The 26,038-nt window shown below is 31.9% G+C and carries 24 protein-coding genes; 5 read left to right on the forward strand and 19 right to left on the reverse strand.

From position 1 onward, the window contains the following. The first annotated feature begins 38 nt into the window (after positions 1-38). Positions 39-833: a class I SAM-dependent methyltransferase gene (locus WNY78_RS03220; protein WP_342871736.1), complete on the forward strand. Its 795-nt coding sequence runs from the start codon at positions 39-41 to the stop codon at positions 831-833. Here the strand turns inward: WNY78_RS03220 and msrA are convergent. The 3 genes from msrA to WNY78_RS03235 all read right to left on the reverse strand — a co-directional run bounded on the left by msrA (position 830) and on the right by WNY78_RS03235 (position 3,496). Next, entirely contained in the window at positions 830-1,489 is a 660-nt protein-coding gene (gene msrA / locus WNY78_RS03225) for a peptide-methionine (S)-S-oxide reductase MsrA (RefSeq protein WP_342871737.1), read from the reverse strand. The two genes, WNY78_RS03220 and msrA, sit on opposite strands and share 4 nt — an antisense overlap. A 130-nt stretch (positions 1,490-1,619) precedes the next feature. After that, complete coding sequence (locus WNY78_RS03230; protein WP_342871738.1) at positions 1,620-2,399, reverse strand: hypothetical protein; 780 nt, start codon at positions 2,397-2,399, stop codon at positions 1,620-1,622. A 2-nt stretch (positions 2,400-2,401) separates the two neighbouring features. Further along, on the reverse strand, positions 2,402-3,496 hold the full coding sequence (locus tag WNY78_RS03235) for a Nif3-like dinuclear metal center hexameric protein (protein ID WP_342871739.1): 1,095 nt from the start codon (positions 3,494-3,496) through the stop codon (positions 2,402-2,404). 131 nt (positions 3,497-3,627) lie between these two features. On the opposite strand from WNY78_RS03235, the gene lpxK reads away from it, so the two are divergent. After that, positions 3,628-4,638: a tetraacyldisaccharide 4'-kinase gene (lpxK, locus tag WNY78_RS03240; RefSeq protein WP_342871740.1), complete on the forward strand. Its 1,011-nt coding sequence runs from the start codon at positions 3,628-3,630 to the stop codon at positions 4,636-4,638. Here the strand turns inward: lpxK and WNY78_RS03245 are convergent, their stop codons facing one another. Genes WNY78_RS03245 through WNY78_RS03275 form a run of 7 tightly spaced genes read right to left on the reverse strand, consistent with a single transcriptional unit; the run spans position 4,639 to position 11,928 of the window. Beyond that, a complete protein-coding gene (locus WNY78_RS03245) occupies positions 4,639-6,873 on the reverse strand; it encodes an ATP-binding protein (RefSeq protein WP_342871741.1) in 2,235 nt (744 codons plus the stop codon). It lies immediately after the preceding gene. Positions 6,874-6,924: 51 nt separating this feature from the next. Then, positions 6,925-7,920, reverse strand: coding sequence for a type I glyceraldehyde-3-phosphate dehydrogenase (gene gap / locus WNY78_RS03250; protein ID WP_342871742.1), 996 nt, complete (start codon positions 7,918-7,920; stop codon positions 6,925-6,927). After that, on the reverse strand, positions 7,920-8,798 hold the full coding sequence (lipA, locus tag WNY78_RS03255) for a lipoyl synthase (protein ID WP_342871743.1): 879 nt from the start codon (positions 8,796-8,798) through the stop codon (positions 7,920-7,922). The genes gap and lipA overlap by 1 nt, the downstream gene beginning before the upstream one ends. A gap of 51 nt (positions 8,799-8,849) precedes the next feature. Then, a complete protein-coding gene (locus WNY78_RS03260) occupies positions 8,850-10,067 on the reverse strand; it encodes an Nramp family divalent metal transporter (protein ID WP_342871744.1) in 1,218 nt (405 codons plus the stop codon). Further along, positions 10,067-10,615: a sigma-70 family RNA polymerase sigma factor gene (locus WNY78_RS03265; protein WP_342871745.1), complete on the reverse strand. Its 549-nt coding sequence runs from the start codon at positions 10,613-10,615 to the stop codon at positions 10,067-10,069. The genes WNY78_RS03260 and WNY78_RS03265 overlap by 1 nt, the downstream gene beginning before the upstream one ends. Further along, positions 10,606-11,718, reverse strand: a complete 1,113-nt coding sequence (locus WNY78_RS03270; RefSeq protein ID WP_342871746.1) for a glycosyltransferase — start codon at positions 11,716-11,718, stop codon at positions 10,606-10,608. The genes WNY78_RS03265 and WNY78_RS03270 overlap by 10 nt, the downstream gene beginning before the upstream one ends. Positions 11,719-11,721: 3 nt before the next feature. Beyond that, entirely contained in the window at positions 11,722-11,928 is a 207-nt protein-coding gene (locus WNY78_RS03275; protein WP_342871747.1) for a membrane or secreted protein, read from the reverse strand. 159 nt (positions 11,929-12,087) lie between these two features. Here WNY78_RS03275 and aqpZ point away from each other — a divergent pair, with 159 nt between their 5' ends. Then, the gene (gene aqpZ / locus WNY78_RS03280) at positions 12,088-12,774 is read left to right on the forward strand and encodes an aquaporin Z (RefSeq protein WP_342871748.1); all 687 of its coding nucleotides are present in this window, start codon (positions 12,088-12,090) and stop codon (positions 12,772-12,774) included. Positions 12,775-12,849: 75 nt separating this feature from the next. Here aqpZ and WNY78_RS03285 read toward each other — a convergent pair whose 3' ends face one another. From WNY78_RS03285 to WNY78_RS03300, 4 genes are all read right to left on the reverse strand, one after another. Continuing rightward, positions 12,850-13,653: an RNA polymerase subunit sigma-70 gene (locus tag WNY78_RS03285; protein ID WP_342871749.1), complete on the reverse strand. Its 804-nt coding sequence runs from the start codon at positions 13,651-13,653 to the stop codon at positions 12,850-12,852. A 1-nt stretch (position 13,654) separates the two neighbouring features. After that, a complete protein-coding gene (locus tag WNY78_RS03290; RefSeq protein ID WP_342871750.1) occupies positions 13,655-14,194 on the reverse strand; it encodes an RNA polymerase sigma factor in 540 nt (179 codons plus the stop codon). A 236-nt stretch (positions 14,195-14,430) separates the two neighbouring features. Then, a complete protein-coding gene (murB, locus tag WNY78_RS03295) occupies positions 14,431-15,444 on the reverse strand; it encodes a UDP-N-acetylmuramate dehydrogenase (RefSeq protein ID WP_342871751.1) in 1,014 nt (337 codons plus the stop codon). Beyond that, positions 15,444-16,634 (reverse strand): pyridoxal phosphate-dependent aminotransferase, encoded by a 1,191-nt coding sequence (locus WNY78_RS03300; RefSeq protein ID WP_342871752.1) that lies wholly within the window; start codon positions 16,632-16,634, stop codon positions 15,444-15,446. The genes murB and WNY78_RS03300 overlap by 1 nt, the downstream gene beginning before the upstream one ends. A gap of 95 nt (positions 16,635-16,729) precedes the next feature. Here WNY78_RS03300 and WNY78_RS03305 point away from each other — a divergent pair, with 95 nt between their 5' ends. Next, positions 16,730-18,100, forward strand: coding sequence for an aspartyl protease family protein (locus tag WNY78_RS03305; RefSeq protein WP_342871753.1), 1,371 nt, complete (start codon positions 16,730-16,732; stop codon positions 18,098-18,100). Between the two features lie 35 nt (positions 18,101-18,135). On the opposite strand, the gene WNY78_RS03310 is transcribed toward WNY78_RS03305, so the two are convergent. After that, positions 18,136-18,561 carry a DUF1573 domain-containing protein gene (locus WNY78_RS03310; protein ID WP_342871811.1) on the reverse strand — a complete coding sequence of 142 codons (426 nt, stop codon included), beginning with the start codon at positions 18,559-18,561 and terminating at the stop codon, positions 18,136-18,138. 187 nt (positions 18,562-18,748) lie between these two features. Between WNY78_RS03310 and WNY78_RS03315 the strand changes: the two genes are divergently transcribed. After that, positions 18,749-21,382 (forward strand): valine--tRNA ligase, encoded by a 2,634-nt coding sequence (locus tag WNY78_RS03315; RefSeq protein WP_342871754.1) that lies wholly within the window; start codon positions 18,749-18,751, stop codon positions 21,380-21,382. A gap of 90 nt (positions 21,383-21,472) precedes the next feature. On the opposite strand, the gene rodA is transcribed toward WNY78_RS03315, so the two are convergent. From rodA to mreC, 4 genes are read right to left on the reverse strand one after another with little or no spacing between them, the layout of a single operon-like run. Then, positions 21,473-22,756: a rod shape-determining protein RodA gene (gene rodA / locus WNY78_RS03320; protein WP_342871755.1), complete on the reverse strand. Its 1,284-nt coding sequence runs from the start codon at positions 22,754-22,756 to the stop codon at positions 21,473-21,475. Between the two features lie 2 nt (positions 22,757-22,758). Beyond that, positions 22,759-24,711 carry a penicillin-binding protein 2 gene (gene mrdA, locus WNY78_RS03325; protein WP_342871756.1) on the reverse strand — a complete coding sequence of 651 codons (1,953 nt, stop codon included), beginning with the start codon at positions 24,709-24,711 and terminating at the stop codon, positions 22,759-22,761. Then, the gene (locus WNY78_RS03330; RefSeq protein WP_342871757.1) at positions 24,708-25,214 is read right to left on the reverse strand and encodes a rod shape-determining protein MreD; all 507 of its coding nucleotides are present in this window, start codon (positions 25,212-25,214) and stop codon (positions 24,708-24,710) included. The genes mrdA and WNY78_RS03330 overlap by 4 nt, the downstream gene beginning before the upstream one ends. Continuing rightward, positions 25,207-26,037: a rod shape-determining protein MreC gene (gene mreC / locus WNY78_RS03335; RefSeq protein WP_342871758.1), complete on the reverse strand. Its 831-nt coding sequence runs from the start codon at positions 26,035-26,037 to the stop codon at positions 25,207-25,209. The genes WNY78_RS03330 and mreC overlap by 8 nt, the downstream gene beginning before the upstream one ends. Position 26,038 lies beyond the last annotated feature (1 nt).

A 26,038-nucleotide genomic window follows, 5' to 3' on the forward strand; every position in this document is an offset into this window, starting at 1 on the left:
CGAAGATATTATTACTTTAGAGTTTTAAATATAAAGTTATGAGCAAAGATTATTTTGAAGTTAATAGAGAAACTTGGAATGAAAAAGTGAAAGTTCACTCTAAAAGTGAGATGTATGATTTAGAAGAATTTAAAAATGGAAAATCATCGTTAATGTCATATGAACTCAAAGCACTTGGCGATGTGAAAGGGAAATCTTTGTTACATTTACAATGTCATTTTGGTCAGGATACATTGAGTTGGAGCAGAATGGGAGCACAGTGTGTTGGAGTGGATTTGAGTGATGAAGGGATTGCTTTAGCCAAGTCTTTAAATGAAGAGTTGAATTTAGATGCCGATTTTATTCGTTGCAATGTGCTTGATACTTCGCAACATGTAAAAGATACTTTTGATATTGTTTTTACAAGTTATGGTGTGATTGGTTGGTTACCTGATTTAAAACCTTGGGGAAAAATGATTTCAGAACGTTTAAAAAAAGGAGGTACGTTTTATATGGCAGAGTTTCATCCTATAGTTTGGATGTTTGATTACCTAGACGATACACCTATTATGAGATACGGTTACATGCAAGATGACGCTATTTATGAAGAATATGAAGGTACTTATGCAGACCAAAACTCAAAAATGATAACTAAAGAATATGGCTGGAATCACGGTTTGAGTGAAGTCATCAATGCACTCGTTGAAGCCGGATTACAAATAGACTATTTAAATGAATATGACGAAAGTCCTTATAACGTATTACCAAATCTAGTAGAAACTACATCTGGCAATTATGTTACTAAAGATAAATTATATCCTTTGATTTTTGAAATTAAGGCAACTAAGCTTTAATGATTATTTTTAAGTACTTCTGGCATTTTTGCTTTAAACCTATTTAATCTTGGGATAGAAACATTTCTAATATAGCTTTGGTTTGGATGAAGGCGTTCATAGTTTTGGTGATAATCTTCTCCAACCCAGAATTTTTGAAAAGGATATACCTCTGCAGCTATAGTGGCATTTAATTGTTTAGTTAGAGCAGCCTTTTTTTCTTCAATGATTTTTTTCTGAGCGTCATTTTGATAAAAAATGATTGAACGATATTGGTACCCTTTATCAGGACCTTGACCATTGACTTGTGTTGGGTTTTGTGATGCAAAATATACATCAACCAATGTTTCAAAACTTACTACTTTAGGATCGTATATGATTTCTACAGCTTCTGCATGGTCTTTTATGCGACCATAACTGTTAGTTTCATAAGTTGGGTTTTTTGTATGTCCGCCTGCATAACCACTTATAGATTCGTCAACACCTTTAACGCTTTCAAAAACAGCTTCTACACACCAAAAACAACCACTTGCAAAGTAGGCTTTAGCTTTTCCGTTTTTTATAGGGACTTCTATTGGGTCTGCATTAATGACAGCTTGTTGTTTGTCATTAGTTTGGGCATTATTTTGACAACTAAATAAAAGTGCAATGGCTAAAGTGGGTATTATATTTTTCATAGATTGTTTTTCTTTTTCAAATAGTCGTTTAAAACTAATAAACCTTAAAAATTAAAATGTGAAAGTTTTACTAAAATAAAAAAGCCTTTATCAATGAGATAAAGGCTTTTAAGAAATATGTTTTAATGTCTTACAGTTTTGCAAACATTTTTTCCATTTTAGTTCTTTCTTCTTCTGCTAATTGAGCATCAACAAGAATTCTTCCACTATGTTCATCTGTAATGACTTTTTTACGAGAACCAATTTCTACTTGAACTTGTGGTGGAATTGTAAAGAAAGAACCACCAGCTGCACCTCTTTCAATTGGTACAACAGCTAATCCGTTTTTTACATTATTTCTAATTCGTAAGTAAGCTTTTACTAAACGGTCATCTAATTTCTTTTGAAAATCTTCAGATTTCTTTAATAATGCTTCTTCTTCTTTTTGCGTTTCAGCTAAGATAGCATCTAACTCACTACGCTTGTGCTTTAAGTGTGTTTTACGATCTTTAAGACGACCTTTAGTCTCATCGATAACAACTTTTTTCTGATCAATTTGAACTTTAAATTCTTTAATATGCTTTTCAGCCAATTGAATTTCTAATTCTTGAAATTCAACTTCTTTAGTTAAAGAGTTAAATTCTCTGTTATTTCTAACATTTTTTTGTTGCTCACTATATTTCTTAATTAAAGCTTTCGCTTCTTCCATTAAGTTCTTTTTTGATTTAATTTGATCATCAATTAAATCAAGGTTTACAGATAGTTTTTCAAGTCTTGTATTTAAACCTTCAACTTCATCTTCTAAATCTTGAACCTCCAAAGGAAGTTCTCCTCTAACGTTTCTTATTTCATCCACTCTTGAGTCGATTAATTGTAAATCATACAATGCTCTTAATCTATCTTCTACAGATGCTTCAGCTTTTTTTGCCATAATTATAAATACTTTACCGGATTTGAATTCGTCGTTGATAAAACGACTGCAAAATTAGTGATTTTTTTTGAGAGATACTCAACTAAAAAGTTTTTTGTGAACTGTTCACTTTCATAATGTCCTATATCTGCCAGAATTATCTCTTTTTCTGCGGAAAAGAAATCATGATATTTTAAGTCGGCAGTTATAAAAACATCTGCTCCTGCTCGTTTGGCAGCAGAAATAGCAAAACTTCCAGAGCCTCCAAGAACTGCAACTTTTTTTATTTTATTTTTTGAAATTTCGGAATGTTTAATAAAGGGTACATTCATTTTTTCTTTTACAAATGCTAAGAATTTCACCGTGTCTTGAGCATTCTTAAGTTCTCCAACCATTCCCATGCCTATATTTTGATTATAATTATCTAGTGTAGTGACTTCAAAAGCTACTTCTTCATAAGGATGATGTTCAAAAAGTGTTTTGAGTAATTTTGACTCAATATGTGTATTAAAAGTTACAGAGATTTGAATCTCTTTCTCTTCATGTAGCTCTCCTTTTTTGCCAAGGGTTGGATTAGAATTTTCATTTCCTCTGTATGTTCCAACACCTTCTGTATTAAAACTACAGTTGTCATAATTGCCAATGTTGCCAGCACCAGCTTTAAAAAGTTGAGATCTTAGAGTGTTTGCATTTCCGAGGGGAACATAAGTCGTTAATTTTTTTATAGTGCCTTTTTGCGGAATTAGTATTTTCTTGTTTTCTAAACCAAGTGTGTTGCAAATAATATCGTTTACACCTTTAATTGCATTGTCTAAAGCCGTGTGAATAGCATAAATTGCTATATCGTTTTTTATGGCTTTTAAAACGGTTCTCTCCACATAATCTTTTCCAGTAAGCGATTTTAAACCTTTAAAAATGATAGGATGAAAACTTACGATAAGGTTGCAATTTTTCTCAATGGCTTCATCTACGACAGATTCTATAGTGTCTAGAGTTACTAAAACACCAGAAACCGTTGTGTTTATATCACCAACGAGCAATCCAACGTTATCAAAATCTTCGGCATAATATAAAGGCGCTAAAGCTTCTAAGTGATTTATGACATCTTGAACTACCATATGATTTTTTGTGTTGAGTTTAAAAACAAATATAAATGATTGAACTCATTTAAACTTTTTCAATTGGTAAAAAAAATGCTAATTTTCACCATAATTCAAAAAATATAAATGAGTTCATTAACTTCGTTCTAATGAAGCTACTCAGAAAAATACTTTTTCCAATCGTTCCTATTTACTATTTCGTGACTTGGCTACGAAATAAATGCTATGATTTGGGTTGGAAATCTTCTAAATCTTATTCACTTCCGGTTATTTGTGTTGGTAATTTAAGTACAGGTGGTACAGGAAAAACACCTACGATTGAGTATTTGATATGTTTGTTGAAAACGCAATTTGAAGTTGCAACATTAAGTCGTGGTTATAAGCGAGAGACTTCTGGATTTATTATTGCAAATGAGAAGGCTACTGCAACATCGATAGGAGATGAACCGTTTCAGTTTTATAGTAAATTTAAAGATGTTACGGTAAGTGTTGATGCAAATAGACAACATGGGATTGAGCAGCTTTTGAAATTAAAACAGCCAGACGTTATTCTTTTAGACGACGCTTTTCAGCATAGAAAAGTAAAAGCGAGTTTTAATATCCTGTTGACGAGTTATAACGATTTATATAGTGATGATATCGTTTTACCTACAGGAAATCTTAGAGAGCCTAGATCTGGCGCTAAACGTGCACAAATTATATTGGTCACAAAATGTCCAGTGAGTTTATCATCTTCGGAAAAAGAAATCATTAAGAAAAAGCTTCAACCTTTGAAAGAGCAGGAGGTTTATTTTAGTTCGATTTCGTATTCTGAAACTGTTTTCAGTTTAAATGAAGCATCAACACTAAAACAATTTGAAGGTGAAAAAATAACTGTGGTTACTGGTATTGCTAATCCGTTGCCGTTTTTAGAGTATTTAAAGTCGAAGTCAATAGATTTTGAACATTTAAATTTTAAAGATCATCATGAGTTTTCTACTTCGGAAATGGAACTATTGAAACAAAAGGACATCGTTTTAACAACAGAAAAGGATTTTGTGAGATTAAAAGCAGGTTTTAAAACACAATCTAAGCAGTTATGGTATGTGCCAATTTCATTTAAAATTGATGACCATGTTGGGTTTGATACTCAAATAGTATCACATGTAAATAATTTATGATTATTGATATGAAGCCGTTGAGTTTTGATTAGCAGATAATACTTCGTACAATTTTTTCTCAAAGTCTTCTTGCTTAAATGGTTTTGATATAATATCATCAAATCCAGCTTCGTCAAATTCATGCATTTTATCTTCTAGAGTTACAGCAGTAAGTGCAAAAATTGTAAGTTCTTTGTCAAAAGTTCTAATAATTTTTGTGGCTTCTAGTCCGCTAATTCCAGGCATGTGAATATCCATCAAAACAATATTGTAATTATTTTGTTTAACTTTTTCTACAGCTGCCTCACCATTATCCACAACCTCGCATTGTAAATTCATCTTATTAAGAATCTTTTTGGTAATCATTTGGTTAATCTTATTGTCCTCGACAATTAAGATTTTAATGTTGCTTATGTCCAATTTACTAATGTTTTTAGAGTAATCTTCTTTTACTATTTTAACAGTTTCTGGAGCGTAGGTTAATGGAATTTCGAAGAAGAAGGTTGTTCCTTTTCCGAGTTCACTTTTTAAGTAGATTTTTCCTTTTAAAATTTCAATTAAACCTTTAACGATAGACAGACCTAAACCTGTACCACCATATTTTCTATTGATTTGTATGGAGCCTTGGGAGAAGCTCTCAAACATATTATCTTGCTTTTCTTTAGAAATACCAATACCATTATCTTCAATCTCAAAACGAATCATGTGATCGTTTCCTTTTTGGTCAATACTATACACTCTAACCCATATATCACCATCTTTTGTGAATTTAATAGAGTTGCCTATTAAATTGATAAGTATTTGAGAGATCTTAAGATTGTCACCAACAAAGGTTTGTGGTAAATCTGTTTGAAAATTATAGTGCATTTTGATATTATTATCTAATGCCGAATTATTTAAAGCAGAACATACATTTTCTACCTTAGTTTTAAGATTGAAAAGTATTGGGTCTAATTCTACTTTATTAGCTTCAATTTTATTGATTTGGAGGATATCATTAATGAAAGTCAATAAATAATCTCCAGAGAATTTCAAAGATTTTAAATGCGGTATTTGCTTTTCACTAGGTTCTTCTTCTAGTAACATGTTAGTTAAACCTGTAACAGCATACAAAGGTGTTCTTAGCTCGTGGGTAACAGTCGACAAAAAGTTTGCTTTAGTTTTTGATGCTAATTCTGCTCTTTTCATCGCTTCAATTAAATCATCATTCTTTTCTTGAAGCATATTATTAGATTTGAGTCTAATATTATTGTTTTTATAAAGTGCTAAGGTTAGCAGTGATAAAATTGTGATTAAAGCGATACTAAGAATGGTTGTAATTTTGGCTAGATTACTTTCAGATTCTTGATCTTCAACTTGTTTTTTTAGCTTCTGAAATTCGGCTGCATTATGAGCTTCAATATAATCTGTTTGTCCAGTTGGAGTAATATTTGCGCGCTCAACAGTTAGGATTGAATCTGAAATTTGTGCATGCTTTTGAAGGTAGTCGTGAGCTTGCTTAAAATCTCCATTTTTTTTATAAATATCACTTAGACTAATATAAGCTTCATCAATATTGTTTATTTGATTGTTTGATCTTGCAACGTTTAAACCTTCAAGCGAAGATGTAATTCCCTGTTCATTATTACCAAGTTTAACTAACGTTTTACCATTATAGATTAAAGCTTTAGATAGTATGTTTGTTTGATTATTCTTTTTAGCTAAAACAATTGTTTTTTCAAATAGAGATTTAGCAGTCTTGTAGTCTTCTAATTTAAGATATACTTTACCTTGGTTAAGGGTGACTTCTGGGATTTTAGCTTCTAAACGTTTTTCTTCAAATAACGTTTTTGCAGAGTTCAAATATTCTAAGGCATCATTATACTCTTCTTTTCCTGCATGAAGCGCACCTTTTATACTGTACGTGACAGCTAAATTTTCAATATCTTCTATTTCTCTTTGAATTTCAGCAGCTTTGATAAGTGATGCTAATGATTTATCAAACTCATTAACTGTAAATTCTAATTCACCAATTTTAGCTAAGATAATACCTTGACTTTTTTTATCTTCAATTTTTATTGCTAGCTCTAAAGCCTTTTCAAGATTCTCTTTAGAATTAAAAAAATCGCCTCTTTTTAGATCAAATTCCGATTGTGTAATTATATTTTTAACACGAAGATTTAAGACATCAATATCCTCAATATCATTATTTTGCGCAACTATTGCACAAGTAAATAATAGGAAAAAAGCAAGTATGTAATATTTAGTTTGGGACATATTAGACCACTTTCATTTGGACAAATATAAATATTTATTCGATAAAATACACTATTTCATCGATAAATTGCATATTAAATCCAAAATTCTACTTGAATAGCCAGTTTCATTATCATACCAACCAACAATTTTGACCATGTTTCCAATGACAGATGTCATTTGAGAATCAAAGATGCAAGAATGTGTGTTTCCAACAATATCTATGGATACAATTGGGTCTTCGGTATATTCAAGAATATGTTTTAAATGTGTGTTGGCTGCTTTTTGAAAAGCTTGGTTGATATCTTCAATAGTTACTGTTTTTTCAACATTAAATGTAATATCAGTCAATGAACCATTTGCAACAGGTACTCTAATACCACAACCACCTATAACATTAGATAATTCAGGAAAAATTTTAGTCAGTGCTTTTGCAGCACCAGTTGTTGTTGGTACTATAGATTGTCCAGCAGCTCTAGCACGACGTAAATCTTTATGAGGTTGGTCATGTAAACTTTGATCTGTAGTATAGGAATGAATGGTAGTTATATAGGCTTGTTTTATTCCACACAAATCTTTTATAACAGAAATCATTGGAGCTGCATTGTTAGTAGTACACGATGCATTGGAGATTATTAATTCGGTGCCATCAATATCTTTATCATTAACGCCTATAACAACTGTTTTAATATCATCTTCTATAGGTGGAACAGATAGAATGACTCTTTTAGCTCCATTGGTAATGTGATGTTTTAGTTCTTCGGAAGTTTTAAATTTTCCGGTAGATTCAATTACAAAATCGACATCATATGGAGACCAATCGATTAAGCTTGGATGGTTATGATTTAGAAGTTTGATGGATCTGCTGTTTATGATGATGGCATCTTCCGAAGAAGAAATCATATGTTTTGAAACACCATGGATGCTATCATATTTTAACAAATGGCTAAGTGTTCTAGCATCTGCAAGATCATTAATGGCGACAACTTGCATGTCTTCTCTCTCTTGGATTAATCTAAAAACGCGACGTCCAATACGTCCAAAACCATTAATTGCAACACGAATCATTAGTTGATATGTTTTTGAGCTTTATAAGAAGATCTTACTAAAGCGCTACTTTCTACATGTCTAAATCCTAAATTAAGACCAATTTCTTTATACTCTTCAAATTGATCTGGTTGGATAAATAGTTTTACAGGTAAATGTTTTTTTGAAGGTTGTAAATATTGACCAATAGTAACTACATCAACGTCATTGGCTCTCAAATCATGAAGTGTTTCAATGACTTCTTCGCGAGTTTCACCTAAACCTAACATAATACCAGATTTAGTTCTACGTTGACCTTGTTGCTTTAAATATTTAAGCACACCTAAACTTTTATCATATTTTGCTTGAATACGAACCTCACGAGTTAATCGTCTTACGGTTTCAATATTATGAGATACGACTTCTGGTGCTACATCAATAATTCTATCTATATGTTGTTCTATACCTTGAAAGTCTGGAATTAAGGTTTCTAATGTTGTTTCAGGATTCATTCGTCTCACTGCTTTTACAGTTTCGCTCCACATGATACTTCCCATATCTTTAAGGTCATCTCTATCTACACTAGTTAAAACAGCATGTTTAATACCCATAATTTTAATTGATCGAGCTACTTTTTCTGGTTCTGCCCAATCAACAGTTTCTGGACGTCCTGTTTTAACACCACAAAATCCGCAAGAACGTGTACATACATTTCCTAATATCATAAAGGTTGCTGTGCCTTCTCCCCAACATTCACCCATATTAGGGCAACTTCCAGATGTGCAAATTGTATTTAATTTGTACTTGTCTACAAGTCCTCTTAACTCTGTGTATTTTTTTCCAGTTGGTAATTTAACACGTAGCCATTTTGGTTTTGGCTGGCGAGTAACAACGGGTTTTGATGCAATTTTTGTATCCATCTACATATTTTATAGTTGACAAAGATACGAAGTATAAAATTAATTTTATGCTTATAATATCGTGAGATACCAGATGCTAAAACCTATTAGAAAAAGAATCCCTAACCAGCTCATTATATGAAGCATAGTACTTGGTTGCCATTTTTTAGGTGTATGATGACTACTAATCAATCTATAATTAATTATGGCATAAAAAGGCGCAGTTAAAAAGGATAATACTGTAGCAATTTTAATGAGTAAAATCATATCAGACTGGAAGTAAAAGAAAATTAGGACAGTCCCTAAAATTAAGATCAGAATCCATAGTAAATATGGTCTCTTTAAAATGTTACCAAAAAGTAGTTCTGTCGTTTTAGCTAAAGCTCTTGGAGATGCATCTAGAGTTGTAAGTGTTGTACTAAACATGGTTGTGAAAGCAGCAATAGCAATTAGAATATATGACCAACTACCTAAACTTTTGGTATACATAGAAATTAACTGATTAGAAAACTCACCTGCTTTACTACTAAATATTTCTCCACTTTTAAACATCACTAGAGCTCCTAATGATAAAAAACCTAAGCCTAAAATGATAGTGGTAAAATAGCCAACGTTGAAATCAAACAATGTAGAATTTACATTGTAGTCTTTTTCAGTTTTTTGCTTTTCTATAGCCCAAATGGAGTGCCAAACTGAAATGTCTAAAGGTGCTGGCATCCAACCCATAAAAGCTATAAGAAACCCGAATTCTAATACGTTTGGAAATACCTGAGTCAATGATGGTGCTTGCATAGGTCCTTGAAAAGCAAAACCAACAGCAACTACAGTGCTAATAGTTAATGTGATGATAATAAACTTCATTAGTTTATCTAAAAAAGTATACTTACCAATGATAAGTATGCAAAAACATATGGTTAAAATAATGACTGTCCATAATTCAATAGAAATAGAAAAATAACTGTCAAAAATAGATTTAGCCAAACCGGCTGTAACTATTGTAACTGCTGTTTGGATGGTAAACATTGTTGCAGAAGTCAATATGAAATAAGATACTAAAACCCCTTTACCTAATCTTTTGTAACCATCTAAAAGTGTTTCACCAGTTGCCATTGCGTAACGAGGTCCAAACTGAAAAAAAGGGTATTTAAAAATGTTTACGAGTAGCAAAGCCCAAATGAGTCCAAAACCAAAATCAGCACCAGCTCTTGTAGATTGAACGAGGTGTGAAACACCAATAGCAGCACCTGCAAATAATAAACCTGGACCTATTTTTTTAAGGCTAAAATTCATTAATCTTTCTTAATAATCTCTGCTAATAATTTTTTTGCACGTAAAAGTTTGACCTTCACATTGTTCATAGGCTCACCTAGATGCTCAGAGATTTCTTTGTAACTCAATTCTTGAAAGTATCTAAGATTGATAACTTCTTGGTAATGAGGTTTCAGTTTTTTGATATCTCTAAGTAGTTTTGCTAAATTTTGTTCTGTAATGATTTTATCTTCAGGAGTAGGCGACTCATCTATTATAGTAAAATATTCATCGTCTTTATCAGAATTAGACTGACTGGTAATAGTCGATTTCTGTTGACGTACTAAATCAATATGAATATTTTTAGAAATAGTAACTAGCCATGTTGAAAATTCATATTTGTTATTATAGGTTTCTATTTTGTCAAAAGCCTTAGAAAAGGTTTGAATGGTAATATCTTCAGCATCATTTTCGTTTTGGGTTCGTTTAAGTTGAAACCCATAAACAGTATTCCAAAACTTATCTAATAGAAAATTAAAAGCAATTTGATCATTTTGTTTAGCTTTTTCTATCGCGTCTTTTACTTCCAATGGTTTGGTTTTGATGTGAGATTTTTTATAAATATAAAGAATTGAATGATAATTAAGAATAATTCTAAGATTGGAGTGTAAATGATTAAGCTTTTTTCGTTAAGCTTAGCAGATGCTGAATATAGCGTTGTATATTGAATGATAAACCGCAACACTACTAAACCTAAAACGAATTGCCATTGGTACAAGAAAATTAATAAAGCTATTGCCAAGGCCCAAAATAGAAATTGTGATATATAAAATATGGTAAGTAAGATTTTATGTTTGAGTTTGTAATGAGATGCCGTACTTACATGTCTTCTCTTTTGTAGAATCCAAGATTTAAATGTTTTCTTCGGAATCGACGCAGTAAAACTACCTTTTGAAATACATATTGCTGTATTTTTTGAAGTTGCTATTTGATTTACGAACAAATCATCATCTCCAGATTTTACATTCATATGGCTCATAAAACCGTTAGCTTCAAAAAAAAGTTCTTTTCTATATGCTAGATTTCTACCAACACCCATATAGGGTAATCCAATAGTTGTATATGAAAAATACTGTACCGCAGTCATAAAGGTTTCAAACCTAATGAGGAGATTTAAGAATGACCCTTTAATTTTTTGATAAGGACTATAACCTAGAACAAGTGATTTATCTGAGTCAAATCTTGCACTCATTTCACTTATCCAATGTTTAGACACTGGTTTGCAATCTGCATCAGTAAATAATAATGTATTGTATTTTGCTGCTTTAATGCCTAATGTTAATGCATACTTTTTGTTACCCCAAAATTTTTCTATGGGTTGGATATTTACAATTTTTATATTTTCATTGTCTTTTTTGAAAGCTTCCATGACTTTCAAAGTTTTATCCGAAGAGTTATCGTTTATCAAAACAACTTCAAAAGCTGGATAAGATTGAGATATTATAAAAGGTAGATTTTTTTTTAAATTTTCTGCCTCATTTTTTGCACATATAATGACAGATACAGGTTGATTGGAAATAGATACTTTTTTTTGTTTTAGTGTTGCAAATTTTCCGAAGATAAAACCATAGAAAATAACTTGAATGGCAACAATAACAATAAAAATATAGAAGAGAATCTCAAAAATGAACATTAATTATGACGAGTGTTGAGGTTCGTCACAGTTTTCAAATTGGTCAGGCGTTTTTCCGCAGAAACCACAAGACTCACCTTTTGTATTGATCATAGGATTTTGACTCGCGCAAGTACCAGCAAATTTACCGTCCTTTTTAGCCCAAATTTTAATTGCAATTCCTGCAACACCAATACCTAAAAGAAATAATGTAATTAGTAAGAGTTTCATTTGTGTTCAAATATTTATGCAAAGATAAATATTTGAATGTTTTTAATCACATTATTTAATGTGATATTATTAGTTAAAAAAATAAATGTGACTTTTAGAGTAGATTAAGTGTCTTAAAATTAATGAATTAAATTTTTAACTAACTTAATAATATTTATTATGAAAAAATTATTGGCAGAGTTCTTCGGAACATTTTGGCTTGTATTTGGAGGATGTGGTAGTGCTGTTTTTGCTGCTGCTTTCCCAGAATTAGGAATTGGATTTGCTGGTGTAGCATTGGCGTTTGGTCTTACCGTTTTAACAATGGCTTTTGCTGTTGGACATATTTCTGGTGGACATTTTAATCCTGCAGTATCTTTAGGATTATGGGCAGCAGGAAAGTTTCCAGCAAAAGACTTAATTGGTTACATTATAGTACAAGTAATTGGTGCTTGTGTAGCAGCTGGAGCTTTGTATTTGATTTTATCTGGAAAATCTGGTTTTGTAGATATTGGAGGTTTTGCTTCTAATGGTTATGGTGAGTTATCTCCAGGTGGTTACAGTATGACATCTGTTCTAGTAGCAGAATTTTTATTAACAATGTTTTTCTTATTGATTATATTAGGAAGTACAAATGTTAGAGCTCCTAAAGGGTTTGCTCCAATTGCTATTGGTCTTGGTTTGACATTAATACATTTAATAAGTATTCCAATTTCTAATACATCTGTGAATCCTGCACGTTCTACAAGTCAAGCACTATTTGCTGGTGGAGAATTTACTGCACAATTATGGTTGTTTTGGTTAGCTCCAATTGCAGGTGCAATTGTTGCTGGATTTATTAATAAAGCATTTTTTGACAAAGAATAACTGATAAGAGTTTTAAATAAAAAGCCACTTTTGATATATCAAAAGTGGCTTTTTTTATTAATTAATAGATTGTTATTAATTATTTTTAGCTTTCAATTCAATTTCTGCAATTAATTCGTCATCACTTGCATTAGCTTCTTTATCTGTCTTAGATCTAATTCTAAGGCTTAAACCAAGAGCATTTTCCATATATGGTAATGTTTGCATTTTCTTATCTGAAGGATCTAAGATCCCTAAGCTAACAAACTTATCTTCAATTTGAGCATAGACTTCAACAAACTCACCTTTTTCTAAATGAGGTAAGGATACTACGTCAATCATTGATGTTTTTTCAACAGCATTGATATAAGCAACAGTCTTTAAGTTTTTAGCACGAGCGTTTCCTCTTAAAACATATTTCTCAGTTTCAGGATTATTCAGTTTCATAAACTGACGCATCACATCATCAAGTTTTTTGTTATTGATAGCAATATCACTTCTTAAGTCAAATATTTCATCTACAACAACTTGGTTTTCTTGTAGTAATTCTTGGTTTTGTTCGTACATCATAAAAGAAGCACCAGCAAAAAATAACGCTACAATACTTGCAGCAATACTATACCAAGGTGTTTTACGATGTGAAGTTTCCATTTTAATTACTGGAGTTTCTTCTTCCTTAATGTCATTTAGAATATTGTCTAAGATGAATTTAGGAGCTTCTACAGCATTAGCTTTAGCTAGTATCTCAAGATTATTTTGTAATCTTAAATACTCGCTTTCCACTTCTGGATAGGTTTCAATGTAATGTTCTACTTTCAGACTTTCTGAAGCAGAAGTTTCATCTAGAACATACTTATCAAGTAATCTAGATTGAAAAAAGGTATGTAATTTTTTTTCCATTTTAATTTGTTTCTGGATCGTAAACCTTTTTAAGTTCTCGTAATCCAATTTTTAATCTAGACTTAATAGTACCTAACGGAATGTCTAATTCGTCACTAGCTTCTTGTTGAGTCATCCCTTCAAAAAACAAGGCTTTCAACACTATTTGATACTTTTCATCTAGTCGTGCAACATGCTCTTTTAAATCTAATACATCTTGATTTAAATTTGCTGTTGGTAAGATATATACGTTTGAATTATCGATTTGGACTTCTTTTTCAAATCTATTGTTAAAACTTCTTAATTTATCAATGGCAGTATTTTTTGCAATTCTATATAACCATGTAAACAGTTTTGCTTTTTTGGAATCATACTTTTTAGCATTTTTCCATACTTTAATAAAAGTTTCTTGAAGTGCGTCTTGAGCTATTTCTTCGTTAATAGTGACTTTTAAAATAACACCATAAAGACTGTCTGAATAATTTTCATAAAGAAGATTAAGTGCTTTTTTATCACCTTTTGCAAGTAATTCTACTATTTGTTGTTCTATAGGTGTGCTCAAAAAAATTAGAATTTAAAATAATTTAAAAAAATGAATTTTGAAACGTCCAAAATTAAATTTCAACCGTATATAATAATAAGACAGTAAAATTAGTAAAATAATACCAAAACGAATTTAATCCATTTACATATAATTTCTGTGGAATAGAAAATTTTTCTTCCTAAAAGAAAATTGATTAATAGCATTATCAAGACTATTCTATAGTAAACAATAGCCTCATTAAGTTGAGGCTTTTTTTATATAATATTTACTTCGGCTTCAATTTGAATTTCAAAAATCCTAGCGACTGTGTCTTGAATTAATTTCGAAAGCTCTAAAATTTCCTTTCCTTTCGCGCCTCCATAATTTACAAGCACTAAAGCCTGTTTTTTATGAACGCCATAATTACCAAATGTTTTGCCTTTAAAGCCAGCTTGTTCTATTAGCCAACCTGCAGGAACTTTTATTTCAGTTTCAGAAACTATATAATGTGGAGCGTTTGGGAAATTTTCTTGAAGTTTTGAAAACGCGTCTTTTGTAATTACTGGGTTTTTAAAGAAACTTCCAGAATTACCAATCTCTTTAGGATTTGGAAGTTTGCTTAGACGAATTGCAATAACTGCTTTTGAAACATCTTGAATTGTAGGTTGATCTATATTCCTATTTTCAAATTCCGAAGTAATAGCACCATAATTAGTATTTAATTTATGGTCACCAACACTCAAATTGAAAATAACACTAATTATTATGTATTTGCCTTTAGCGTGTTGTTTGAATATTGAATTTCTATAATCAAATTTACAGTCTTCTTTTGTAAAGGTCTCAATTTCTAAAGTCTCTAAGTTTAAGGCATTACACGAATGAAAAGTATCTTTTAATTCTACTCCATAAGCACCAATGTTTTGTATTGGACTCGTGCCAACATTACCAGGAATAAGTGAAAGGTTTTCTAAACCTCCAAAATCTTTTTCTAGAGTCCATAGAACAAATTCATGCCAGTTTTCTCCAGCTTTAGATTCAATTAAGGCTTCTGTATTAGATTGTGATATTATTTTTTTTCCTTTGAGATTCAAATGAATCACTAAAGCATCTATATCTTTGGTGAGCAACATATTACTGCCACCTCCTAATATAAATTTCTGCGGAAATTCTTCCGAAGAAAAAATAGTTTTCAATTCTTCAACAGTAGTAACCGAAACAAAATGTTTGGCTTTTACATCGATTCCGAATGTGTTATATGGTTTTAAAGATATGTCGTTTAGAATCTGCACTAGTCTTTGTATACTTTTAATGCTTCTTTTATAATATGTACAGCTTTTTTTAAACTATCTGTATTAAGCACATAAGCGATTCTAATTTGGTTTAAACCAACACCAGGAGTACTATAAAAACCTGCAGCAGGAGCAACCATTACTGTTTCTCCATCCACATCAAATGATTCTAATAACCATTGCGCAAAGGCATCACTGTTTTTAATTGGCAACTGTGCAATGCAATAAAAAGCACCTTTAGGATTAGCAACTTGTACGCCTTCAATTTTGTTTAATTCTTCTATTAAAACATTACGTCGTTCAACATATTCTTCAATCACATCATCAAAATAACTTTGAGGTGTTTCTAAAGCAGCTTCACTAGCAATTTGTGCCAATGTTGGCGGACTCAAACGTGCTTGTGCAAATTTTAAAGCAGTTTTTATAACGTCTTTATTTTTTGATACTAAACAACCAATACGAGCACCACACATACTATAGCGTTTTGATACAGAGTCAATAACAATAGCGTAATCGTCTAAGCCTTCTTCTTGAAGTATAGAATAATGTTTTGCACCATCATATGCAAATTCTCTATAAACTTCATCTGCTATCAAAAACAAATCATGTTTCTTTACAATATTTGCTAATTTTTTTATTTCTTCTTTGGAATATAAATATCCCGTTGGATTTCCAGGATTACAAATTAAAATAGCTTTAGTTTTTGGAGTAATTAATTTTTCAAATTCTTCAATAGGTGGTAAAGCGAAATTATCTTCAATTTTTGATATTACCGGAACAACTTTAACTCCAGATGCTGTTGAAAATCCGTTATAGTTTGCATAGAAAGGTTCTGGTATAATTACTTCATCGTCTGTATCCATAACGCTTCCGAAGGCAAATAAAAGTGCTTCACTACCACCAGTTGTAACAATAATATCATCATGTTTTACATGAATATCGTTATTAGCATAATAGTTGGCAATTTTAGTACGATAACCTTCAGAACCTTCAGATCGAGTGTAAGCCAAAATATCTAATGAGTGTACTCTTACAGCATCCATAGCCACTTGAGGTGTCTTGATATCAGGTTGACCGATATTTAAATGATAAACCGTTTTTCCTTGTTTGTAGGCTTTCTCTGCATAAGGAACTAGTTTACGAATAGGAGATTCTGGCATTGAGATTCCCTTCTTAGATATTTTTGGCATGTTTGTGAGTTTAAGAATGTAAAGTTCTGAAAAATAATCTTAAATTTTATTTAAAACTGAGGTAAAAAACAAACTATGAAATAAAGATTTGTAACTTGGTATTAATACTTATGGATTTTGATAGAAAAATAGTAGCTTTTACTTCACTCTTATTATTGAGTGTAATGTTCTCTTTTGGGCAAGGAAAATTTGAGTTACCAGGAAAACAAAAAGCTAAAATTAGATTTGAACTTATTAATAATCTTATTGTTTTACCTGTTGAAATCAATGGTGTTAAATTGTCTTTTATGTTAGATACTGGTGTTAGTAAACCCATTTTATTTAATATTACAAATACAGATTCGCTTCAAATGAATAATGTAGAAACGATTTTTTTACGTGGACTTGGAGGAGGAGAAACAGTTAAAGCACTAAGGTCAAAAAACAATTTTATTAAAATTGGAAATGCGATTAATATTAATCAAGAAATTTATGTTGTATTTGATCAAGAAATTAATTTTACACCTAAGTTAGGTGTTCCTGTTCATGGTATCATAGGTTATGATTTCTTCAAGGATTTTATCGTTGAGATTGATTATAAATCAAAAAACATTAAGCTAAATAAGAGAGAAGGGTATACCTATAAATCCTGTAAAAAATGCGAAAATTTTAATCTCTCATTTCATAATAACAAACCATATATCGAGGGTGAAGTTATATTAGGTGAAAAGGCAATACCAGTTAAATTATTAATAGATACTGGAAGTAGTGATGCCTTGTGGTTGTTTGAAGATGATAGTCATGGAATTTCTGCTAAAAACAACAACTATTTTCATGATTTTTTAGGTAGAGGATTAAGTGGCAATGTACATGGTAAACGTTCAAAAATAAGTGCTTTTAAACTTAAAAGTTTTACTTTAAAGAATGTGAATGCTGCATTTCCAGACTCTTCTTCAATTAAATTCGCTAAAAGAATAGAAGACCGGAACGGGAGTTTATCTGCCGAAATATTGAGACGTTTCAATATTATTTTTGATTATGAAAAAGCAACAATACGGCTCAAGAAAAACAGTAATTTCAAAGATAAATTCAACTATAACAGAAGCGGTATTATTTTAGAACAACATGGTCTACGTTTAGTGAAAGAAGCTGTGCAAAAAAAGACACTCGATAATTATGGACGATCAAATGATGATAATACCACTATTTCTACGGTAGAAACTTATAGTGTAGGTTTGAAACCTGCGTATACAATTATAGAGGTTAGAGAGAATTCACCAGCAGATAACGTAGGTTTGCTTAAAGGTGATGTAATAGTTTCTATAAATGGTAAGCAAGCTCATGAGCTTAAATTACAAGAGGTTATTCATTACTTTAGAGGGAAAGTAGGTAAAATGGTGAGATTAAAAGTAGAACGAGGTAATCAAATACTAAGTGTAGAATTTAGACTAGAAGATGTATTCAAAAAAAAAGAACTCCCAAATTAGAGGAGTTCTTTTAAATTGTATTTTAAGTAAGGATGTTATTGCTCCATTACACTTTTTTCAGTTTTTTCTAGTACGTTAGTCTTACTAGGATCAATAACCAAACCTTTAATTTTTAAGGCTACTGTTGGAGTTTCAGCATTAGAAGTTACTGTAATAGTTTTTCTAATTGGGTTAACTCTATTAGTATCGTACTTAACTTCTATCTTTCCAGTTTCTCCAGGTAAAATAGGGCCATCCGGTTTTTTAGGTACAGTACAACCACAAGTTGACTTAACGTTAGATATAATTAAAGGTGCATTACCAGTATTGGTGAATTCAAATATTCTAACACCATCAGAACCTTTTTCTATTGTTCCGTAATCAATTACATCTGTTTTAAATTCTATTTTTGCGATTTTCTCTTGAGCCATTGCTCCAAAGCTAATAAACGCTACACATAAAATTGTTACTATTTTTTTCATCATTTAAATTTTTAAATTGATACTATCAAAGCTACTTACTTTTTGCCATTCTGCAAAATAAATTAGTTGTATGACCTTTTAATTAACATTAATTACGAATTAAGTGATCATTATTTCTCGTATTCATTTCGCTAAAAAAGAAATATAAGTACTTTTGTGAGTTATAAAGCAAAAACAATACCAAAGCATGGAAATTCCATCAAAATATTCAGCACAAGCAGTAGAAAACAAATGGTACGACTACTGGATGTCACATAATTACTTTCATTCTACACCAGATGAGAGAGAACCATATACTATTGTAATTCCGCCACCAAACGTGACAGGTGTCTTACACATGGGACACATGTTGAATAATACAATTCAAGATGTGCTCATTCGTCGTGCGCGTTTACAAGGTAAAAATGCGTGTTGGGTTCCTGGTACTGATCATGCATCTATTGCTACAGAAGCCAAAGTTGTGGCTAAGTTAAAAGCTCAAGGGATTGATAAAAATGATTTATCTCGTGAAGATTTCTTGGAGCATGCTTGGGAATGGACAGAAGAGTATGGAGGTGTTATTTTAGAACAATTAAAAAAATTAGGTTGCTCATGTGATTGGGATCGTACAAAGTTTACGATGGATGATGATATGAGTGAAGCTGTTATCAAGGTATTTGTTGATTTACATAACAAAGGGTTGATTTACAGAGGATATCGTATGGTTAATTGGGATCCTGAAGCTAAAACAACCTTGTCTGATGAGGAAGTTATCCATGTAGAAAAGCAAGGATTACTCTATTATTTAGAATATAAAATAGAAGGTAGTGATGAGAAATTAACCATTGCTACAACACGACCAGAAACCATTTTTGGAGATACTGCAATCTGTATTAACCCAACAGACGAACGTTTTACGCATCTCAAAGGGAAGAAAGCAATTGTTCCTATCTGCGGAAGAGTGATTCCAATCATTGAAGACGAGTACGTTGATATTGAGTTCGGGACAGGTTGCTTAAAAGTGACACCTGCTCACGATGAAAATGATAAAGTGTTAGGTGATAAGCATAACCTTGAAGTTGTTGATATTTTTAATGATGATGCGAGTTTGAATAGCTTCGGAATGCACTTTGAAGGGCAAGATCGCTTTGTTGTTAGAAAAGCAGTTGCTAAAGAATTAGAAGCTTCTGGTGTGATTATAAAAACTGAAAACCACATCAATAAAGTAGGAACATCAGAACGTACAAAGGCGGTTATAGAACCTCGTTTGAGTGATCAATGGTTCCTTAAAATGGAAGATTTAGCGAAGCCTGCAATTGATGCTGTGTTAAAAACTGGTGAAGTAAAGCTGTTTCCGAAGAAATTTGAAAACACGTATAGACACTGGATGGAGAATATTCGCGATTGGAATATCTCGCGTCAATTACTTTGGGGACAACAAATTCCTGCGTATTTCTATGGTGACGGTAAAGAAGATTATGTTGTAGCAGAAAACATTGAGGACGCTGTAAAACTTGCAAGAGTAAAAGCTAACAACCAAGAGTTAACTGCTGAAAGCTTGAGACAAGATACAGATGCTTTAGATACATGGTTTAGCTCATGGTTATGGCCAATGAGTGTTTTTGATGGTATTAGAAATCCGGAAAACGAAGAAATCAAGTATTACTATCCAACTAATGATTTGGTGACAGGTCCAGATATTTTATTCTTTTGGGTAGCAAGAATGATTGTTGCTGGTTATGAGTATAGAGGAGAAAGACCTTTTGAAAATGTATACCTCACAGGATTAGTGAGAGATAAGCAAAGACGTAAAATGTCTAAGTCGTTAGGTAATTCTCCCGATGCTTTAAAGTTGATTGAAGAATATAGTGCTGATGGTGTTAGAGTCGGACTTTTATTGAGTTCTGCAGCAGGTAATGATTTAATGTTTGATGAAGCGTTATGTCAGCAAGGAAAAGGTTTCTCTAATAAAATATGGAATGCATTTAATCTTACCAATCTTTGGGACGTTGATGAAAATATAGAGCAGCCTAATTCTAGTAAAATAGCATTAGAATGGTACGAAGCAAGATTTCAAAAAGTACTTGTTGAGATAGAAGATCACTTCAGTAAGTATAGATTAAGTGATGCGTTGATGGCTATTTATAAATTAATCTATGATGATTTTTGTGGTTGGATGTTAGAAATGGTAAAACCTGCATATCAACAACCAATTGATGCTGTAACGTATAATAAAGTGATGTCTATTTTTGAGGAAAATCTTAAAATAATTCATCCTTTCATGCCTTTCTTAACTGAAGAAATTTGGCAATCTATCAAAGAACGTTCTCCAGAAGAAGCGTTGATTATTGCAAAATGGCCAAAGGCGAAACCAATTAATGAGACGTTGATTTCAGAATTTGATTTTGCTTCTGAAGTCATCACAGGAATAAGAAATATTAGAACACAAAAAAATATTGCCTTTAAAGATGCTATAGGATTTTCAGTAGTGAATAATGAAAATGTTAATTCGACATTTGATGAGGTGATTTCTAAACTAGGTAACCTTGACAATTTCGAATATGTTACAGCGCCAGTTGAAGGTGCTTTGACCTATCGTGTGAAATCTAACGAATACTTCATCCCAATGGAAGGAAGTATTGATGTAGAAGCAGAGATTGCTAAATTAACCGAAGAGTTAAACTATACTGAAGGCTTTTTGAAATCGGTTCAAAAGAAGCTGTCAAACGAGCGTTTTGTTGCAGGAGCACCTGAGCAAGTAGTAGCTAGTGAAAAGAAAAAGGAAGCAGATGCTTTAGCTAAGATTGAGACTATAAAGTCTAGTTTGGCGAGTTTAAAATAGACAGACTTAAAATTAAATTACAAAACTTACAAGGTTTTTGGTGACTGAGCGTAGTCGAAGTCCAAACCTTGTAGGTTTTTTTATGTTTAATTACCACTCATTAATCTTATTACTATCTAACTTCACAAAAATAAAGAGTAAAATAGTAAAGCCCCAAAGTCCGGAGCCTCCATAACTAAAAAAGGGTAGAGGTATCCCAACAGTTGGGATTAATCCCATGACCATACCTATATTAATCGTAAAATGTGTAAATAATATAGCTGCAACTCCATAGCCATAAACGCGACTAAATTGTGATTTTTGGGATTCAGCAAGAAATAGGACTCGTAAAATTAAAGCCATAAATAAAACCACAACTAAACTACTTCCTAAAAATCCCCATTCTTCACCAACAGTACTAAAAATATAATCGGTTTCTTGTTCTGGCACAAACTTCCCAGTGGTTCTCGTACCTTGCATAAAACCTTTTCCTGTTAAACCACCAGAGCTAATAGCTTGTTCGGATTGGATGAGGTTGTAAGCTTCTTCTTTTTTCATTTTCTCTAATTTCACTGGATCTTTTTCCAAGCGTAACCATAGACTAATTCTATTTTGTTGATGCGGTTTTAAAACGTGATCGTAAAACATGCGTACACCTGCAGAAAATGAGACACAAACCAACAAGATAACTACAGATTGTATTATTGATGCACGTTTTTTTCTTCGGAAAAAGTACAAGCTACAAATTATTATAGCTGTAACTAAAGCCGTGATTAATATTCCGAATTTTAGCGCCAAAACAGCTAAAATAATAGCTGAAATTGCAATGGCTAAATATATTTGTTGTAGTCCTTCACGATAAAACACAAAGAAAAAAGAAGCATATACAATTGTACTTCCTGCATCATTTTGAAGTAAGATTAATATGGCAGGCAATACGATAATTCCAACAGCTCTTAATTGGTGCTTTATGGTATTCATATCGGTTTGTAAATCGCTCATATATTTAGCAAGTGCAAGAGCAGTAGCAAATTTTGCAAACTCACTTGGTTGTATAGTCATACTACCAATTCCATACCAAGAACGTGCACCATTGACATCTTTTCCGAAGATAAAAAGTCCGACAAGTGCCAACATGGCGACAATATAAATAACACTAGCAAAACGCTCATAAAATTTTGCTTCAACGGCTAGAATTAAAGTAATAAGAACAAATGTTAGGCCAATAAAAACAGCATGTTTTCCATACAATTGACTCGTGTCAAAATAACTTACAATATCACCTTCATGAGAGGCAGACATAATATTGAGCCAACCAAAACCAACAAGTAATAAGAATAATACAATTGTAATCCAATCAAACCCAAAACCTCTATGATGCTCTCTACTGTGCATGTTTATAATTTTGGTTTATTAACATTGATATTGATTGAATTGTCAATATCATCATCTTTTGGTGCTTGTGTTTTGTCAATAACTTGAAGCGTTGTTTCTCCATTAATTTTAAAAGGCTCTCCAGAATATGGTTTTGCGTACTCGTTTTCTAGACTATGTGTGAGAATCCAATTTTCCATATCGGTTCTAGTTATCTCACGATTGATATACTTTTCAATCATTAAACTAGCCATACGTCCAGCAAACCGACTTCCCCAATATCCGTTTTCTACAAAAACTGCAATTGCAATTTTCGGGTTGTCTTTTGGAGCAAAAGCTACAAAAATGGAATGATCTGTTAATTGTGTTTTTACACTGTCAATTTTTATGAAATTCTCTGCTGTTCCTGTTTTTCCGCAGATTTCAATTCCAGGAATACGAAGTGAGGCAGCAGTTCCTTTATTATACACATCAAACATGCCTTGAACTACAGGTTCAAAATGTCGTTTATCTATTGTTGTCTGTCTTTTAGTAGTAAATTTGCTTGGGATGGTGTCACCTTCAATTTCTTTTATGATATGAGGTGTATAATAATAACCACGATTGCCAATGGCAGCTGCCATATTTGCTAATTGAATTGGAGTTGCCTCAACTTCGCCTTGGCCAATAGCATTTGATACAATATATGTTGAGCCCCAACGATTATCACCATAAGCTCTATCATAATAATTCCCATCAGGAATTCTACCTTTTTGTCCAACAGGTAAGTCATATCCTAAATAATTTCCTAGTCCGAAACTTTTGGCATGATTTGCCCAAATGTTCATGCCTTCTCCTGCATCATCATACTTGTCTACTATTTTACGGTAGGCAGTGACGAAGTAAGCGTTACAAGATTGTGCAATTCCAGCATTCATATCTACAGGGCTCTTATGATGGTGACAGCCTGTTAGTTTTCTGCTACCATAATAATAACCCATTCTGCAAGTTACTTTTTCATCAGGATCCATTACACCTTCTTGCAAAGCGATAAGTGCATTGATAACTTTAAAAGGTGAACCTGGAGGATATTGCGCTTGCAATCCCCTGTCAAACAAAGGTTTGGCGATACTATCGCGATAAAGTGTTGTGAAATTCTTAGAACGATCTCGACCTACTAATAAATTTGGGTTATAACTAGGTCCAGAAACTAATGCTAAAATTTCGCCATTAGAAGGGTCAATTGCAACAATACCTCCACGTTTATTGGTCATTAAAAGCTCACCATATTTTTGTAGCTCTGCATCAATAGTGATTTTGATGTCTTTTCCAGGTTGAGGTAATGTGTCAAATCGTCCATTTTTGTAAGGACCAATGATTTTATTAAACCTATCCTTTTGACTAAACTTAATCCCTTTTACGCCTTTAAGAACATCTTCATAAGATAATTCTATACCTTGTTTACCAATAAGATCACCTAAAGTATAATAAGGTTGTTTTTCTATGGTACGTTGATTGACTTCACCTAAATCACCCAAAACATTAGCTCCAATCGTAGTTTGATAGTCACGTAATGATCTTTTCTGAATATAGAAACCATCAAACTTTCGCATTTTTTCTTGAAGTACTGCGTAATCTTTTTTAGACAATTGTGGTACAAATGGCGAAGGCAATCGTGGCGAATAGTTTTTAGCTCTATTGTATTTTTTTATAAAATCTTCTTTTGTGATTTTTAATAATTTGCAAAACTCTAAAGTATCTAAAGGCTCAACTTCTCTTGGAATAATCATTACATCATAAGAGGGCTGATTGGCTACTAATAATTTTCCGTTTCTGTCATAGACATAGCCACGCTTAGGGTAATCATATTCTTTTTTTATGGCACTATCTTCAAATAGGCTATAGGCTTCTTTATTATAAACTTGTAGATAAAAAAGACGTGAAATAAATAAAAGTCCGACGAGGATAACAGTCAATAAAAGTAAAATTTTTCTCATCGTTGTTTAGTACTGAAAAGTATAGAAATTAGTGCGCAGAGTATTATAGTGAAAATACTAGAGAATAACGTCTTTTGTGCTATTAAAAGTATGTTTGAAATGTTAAAAATTTCCAACGAAAACATAATAAAATGATGAATGAAAATTAGGATGGAAAAATAGATGACTCTGTTGCCAAATTCTGTATTATTAAATTTAATGGTTTGATGCTCATAAACCATCCCAAAAGCAAATTTTAAAACAGGAGGTCTAATAAATGCAATAGTAACGCAAGCTGCAGCATGAACTCCTCCAGAATTAGAAAATATATCCACGAACAGTCCCAACATGAAACTTAAAAAGATAAAGAGTGTACGATTGTTATTAATAGGAAATAGTAAGATGAATAGAATATATGGGTATGGGTTAATATTACCCATAAAGTTGATATTACTAAATACCAGAACCTGAATGAGTATTAATACCACAAACCTTATGATGCTATTTACGTTTAAACTATTCATCAATTGGGTTTTCTAAAAGCTTAATTTCTTCGGAATCTAAATTTTCAATGACGTAAACATTTGAAAGGTTTGTCATATCATTAAACAATTTTACTTGAATAGTGTACGTGTCTCCACTTATATCTAAAACAAAAGAATCTATTGAACCTATTGGAATCCCTTTTGGAAAAATAGTAGATTGACCACCAGTAATAATCGTATCACCTTCTTTTACTGGAGCAAATTTTGAAATATCTGTTAATTGAACAGTTGTTGCAGGAGACTTGCCATCCCATTTTAGCGACCCAATATGACTAGATGATTTTAATTGTGCGTTTATTCTACTTTTTGTATTTAAAATGGATAATATTCTAGCATAGCCTTGAGACGTATTGTCTATAATACCAACAATACCTTTTGAGGTGATGACACCTAAATCTTCTTTAATCGCATCTTTCTCACCTTTATTAATCGTTAAATAATTTTTAGTAGAGGCATAATTGTTATTGATGATTTTTGCAGATTGAATTTTATAACGTCCATTAAAAGTCACACTATCAATTGATGTGTTTGTTGAAATAATCGAATCACCTGAATTAAAAATTTGAGAACGTAATCTTCTGTTTTCCTCAACTAATACCTCATTTTGGTCATCTAAATCAAAATAATCTGAAATACTACTTGCACGTTCATAAATACCACCAGTTAAAAAATTGGCAGAGTTTATAAACTTACTTTTATGATAAGAATGTGATTGTATGGTTAATCCTAAAGAAATGATAAACAGCAACAGAAACAAAAGGAAGGTCTTGTTTCTAATGACAAAGTTTATAATTTGTTGCATG

The sequence above is a fragment of the Psychroserpens sp. AS72 genome (assembly GCF_038900375.1).
In the GTDB taxonomy this organism is placed as follows: domain Bacteria; phylum Bacteroidota; class Bacteroidia; order Flavobacteriales; family Flavobacteriaceae; genus Psychroserpens.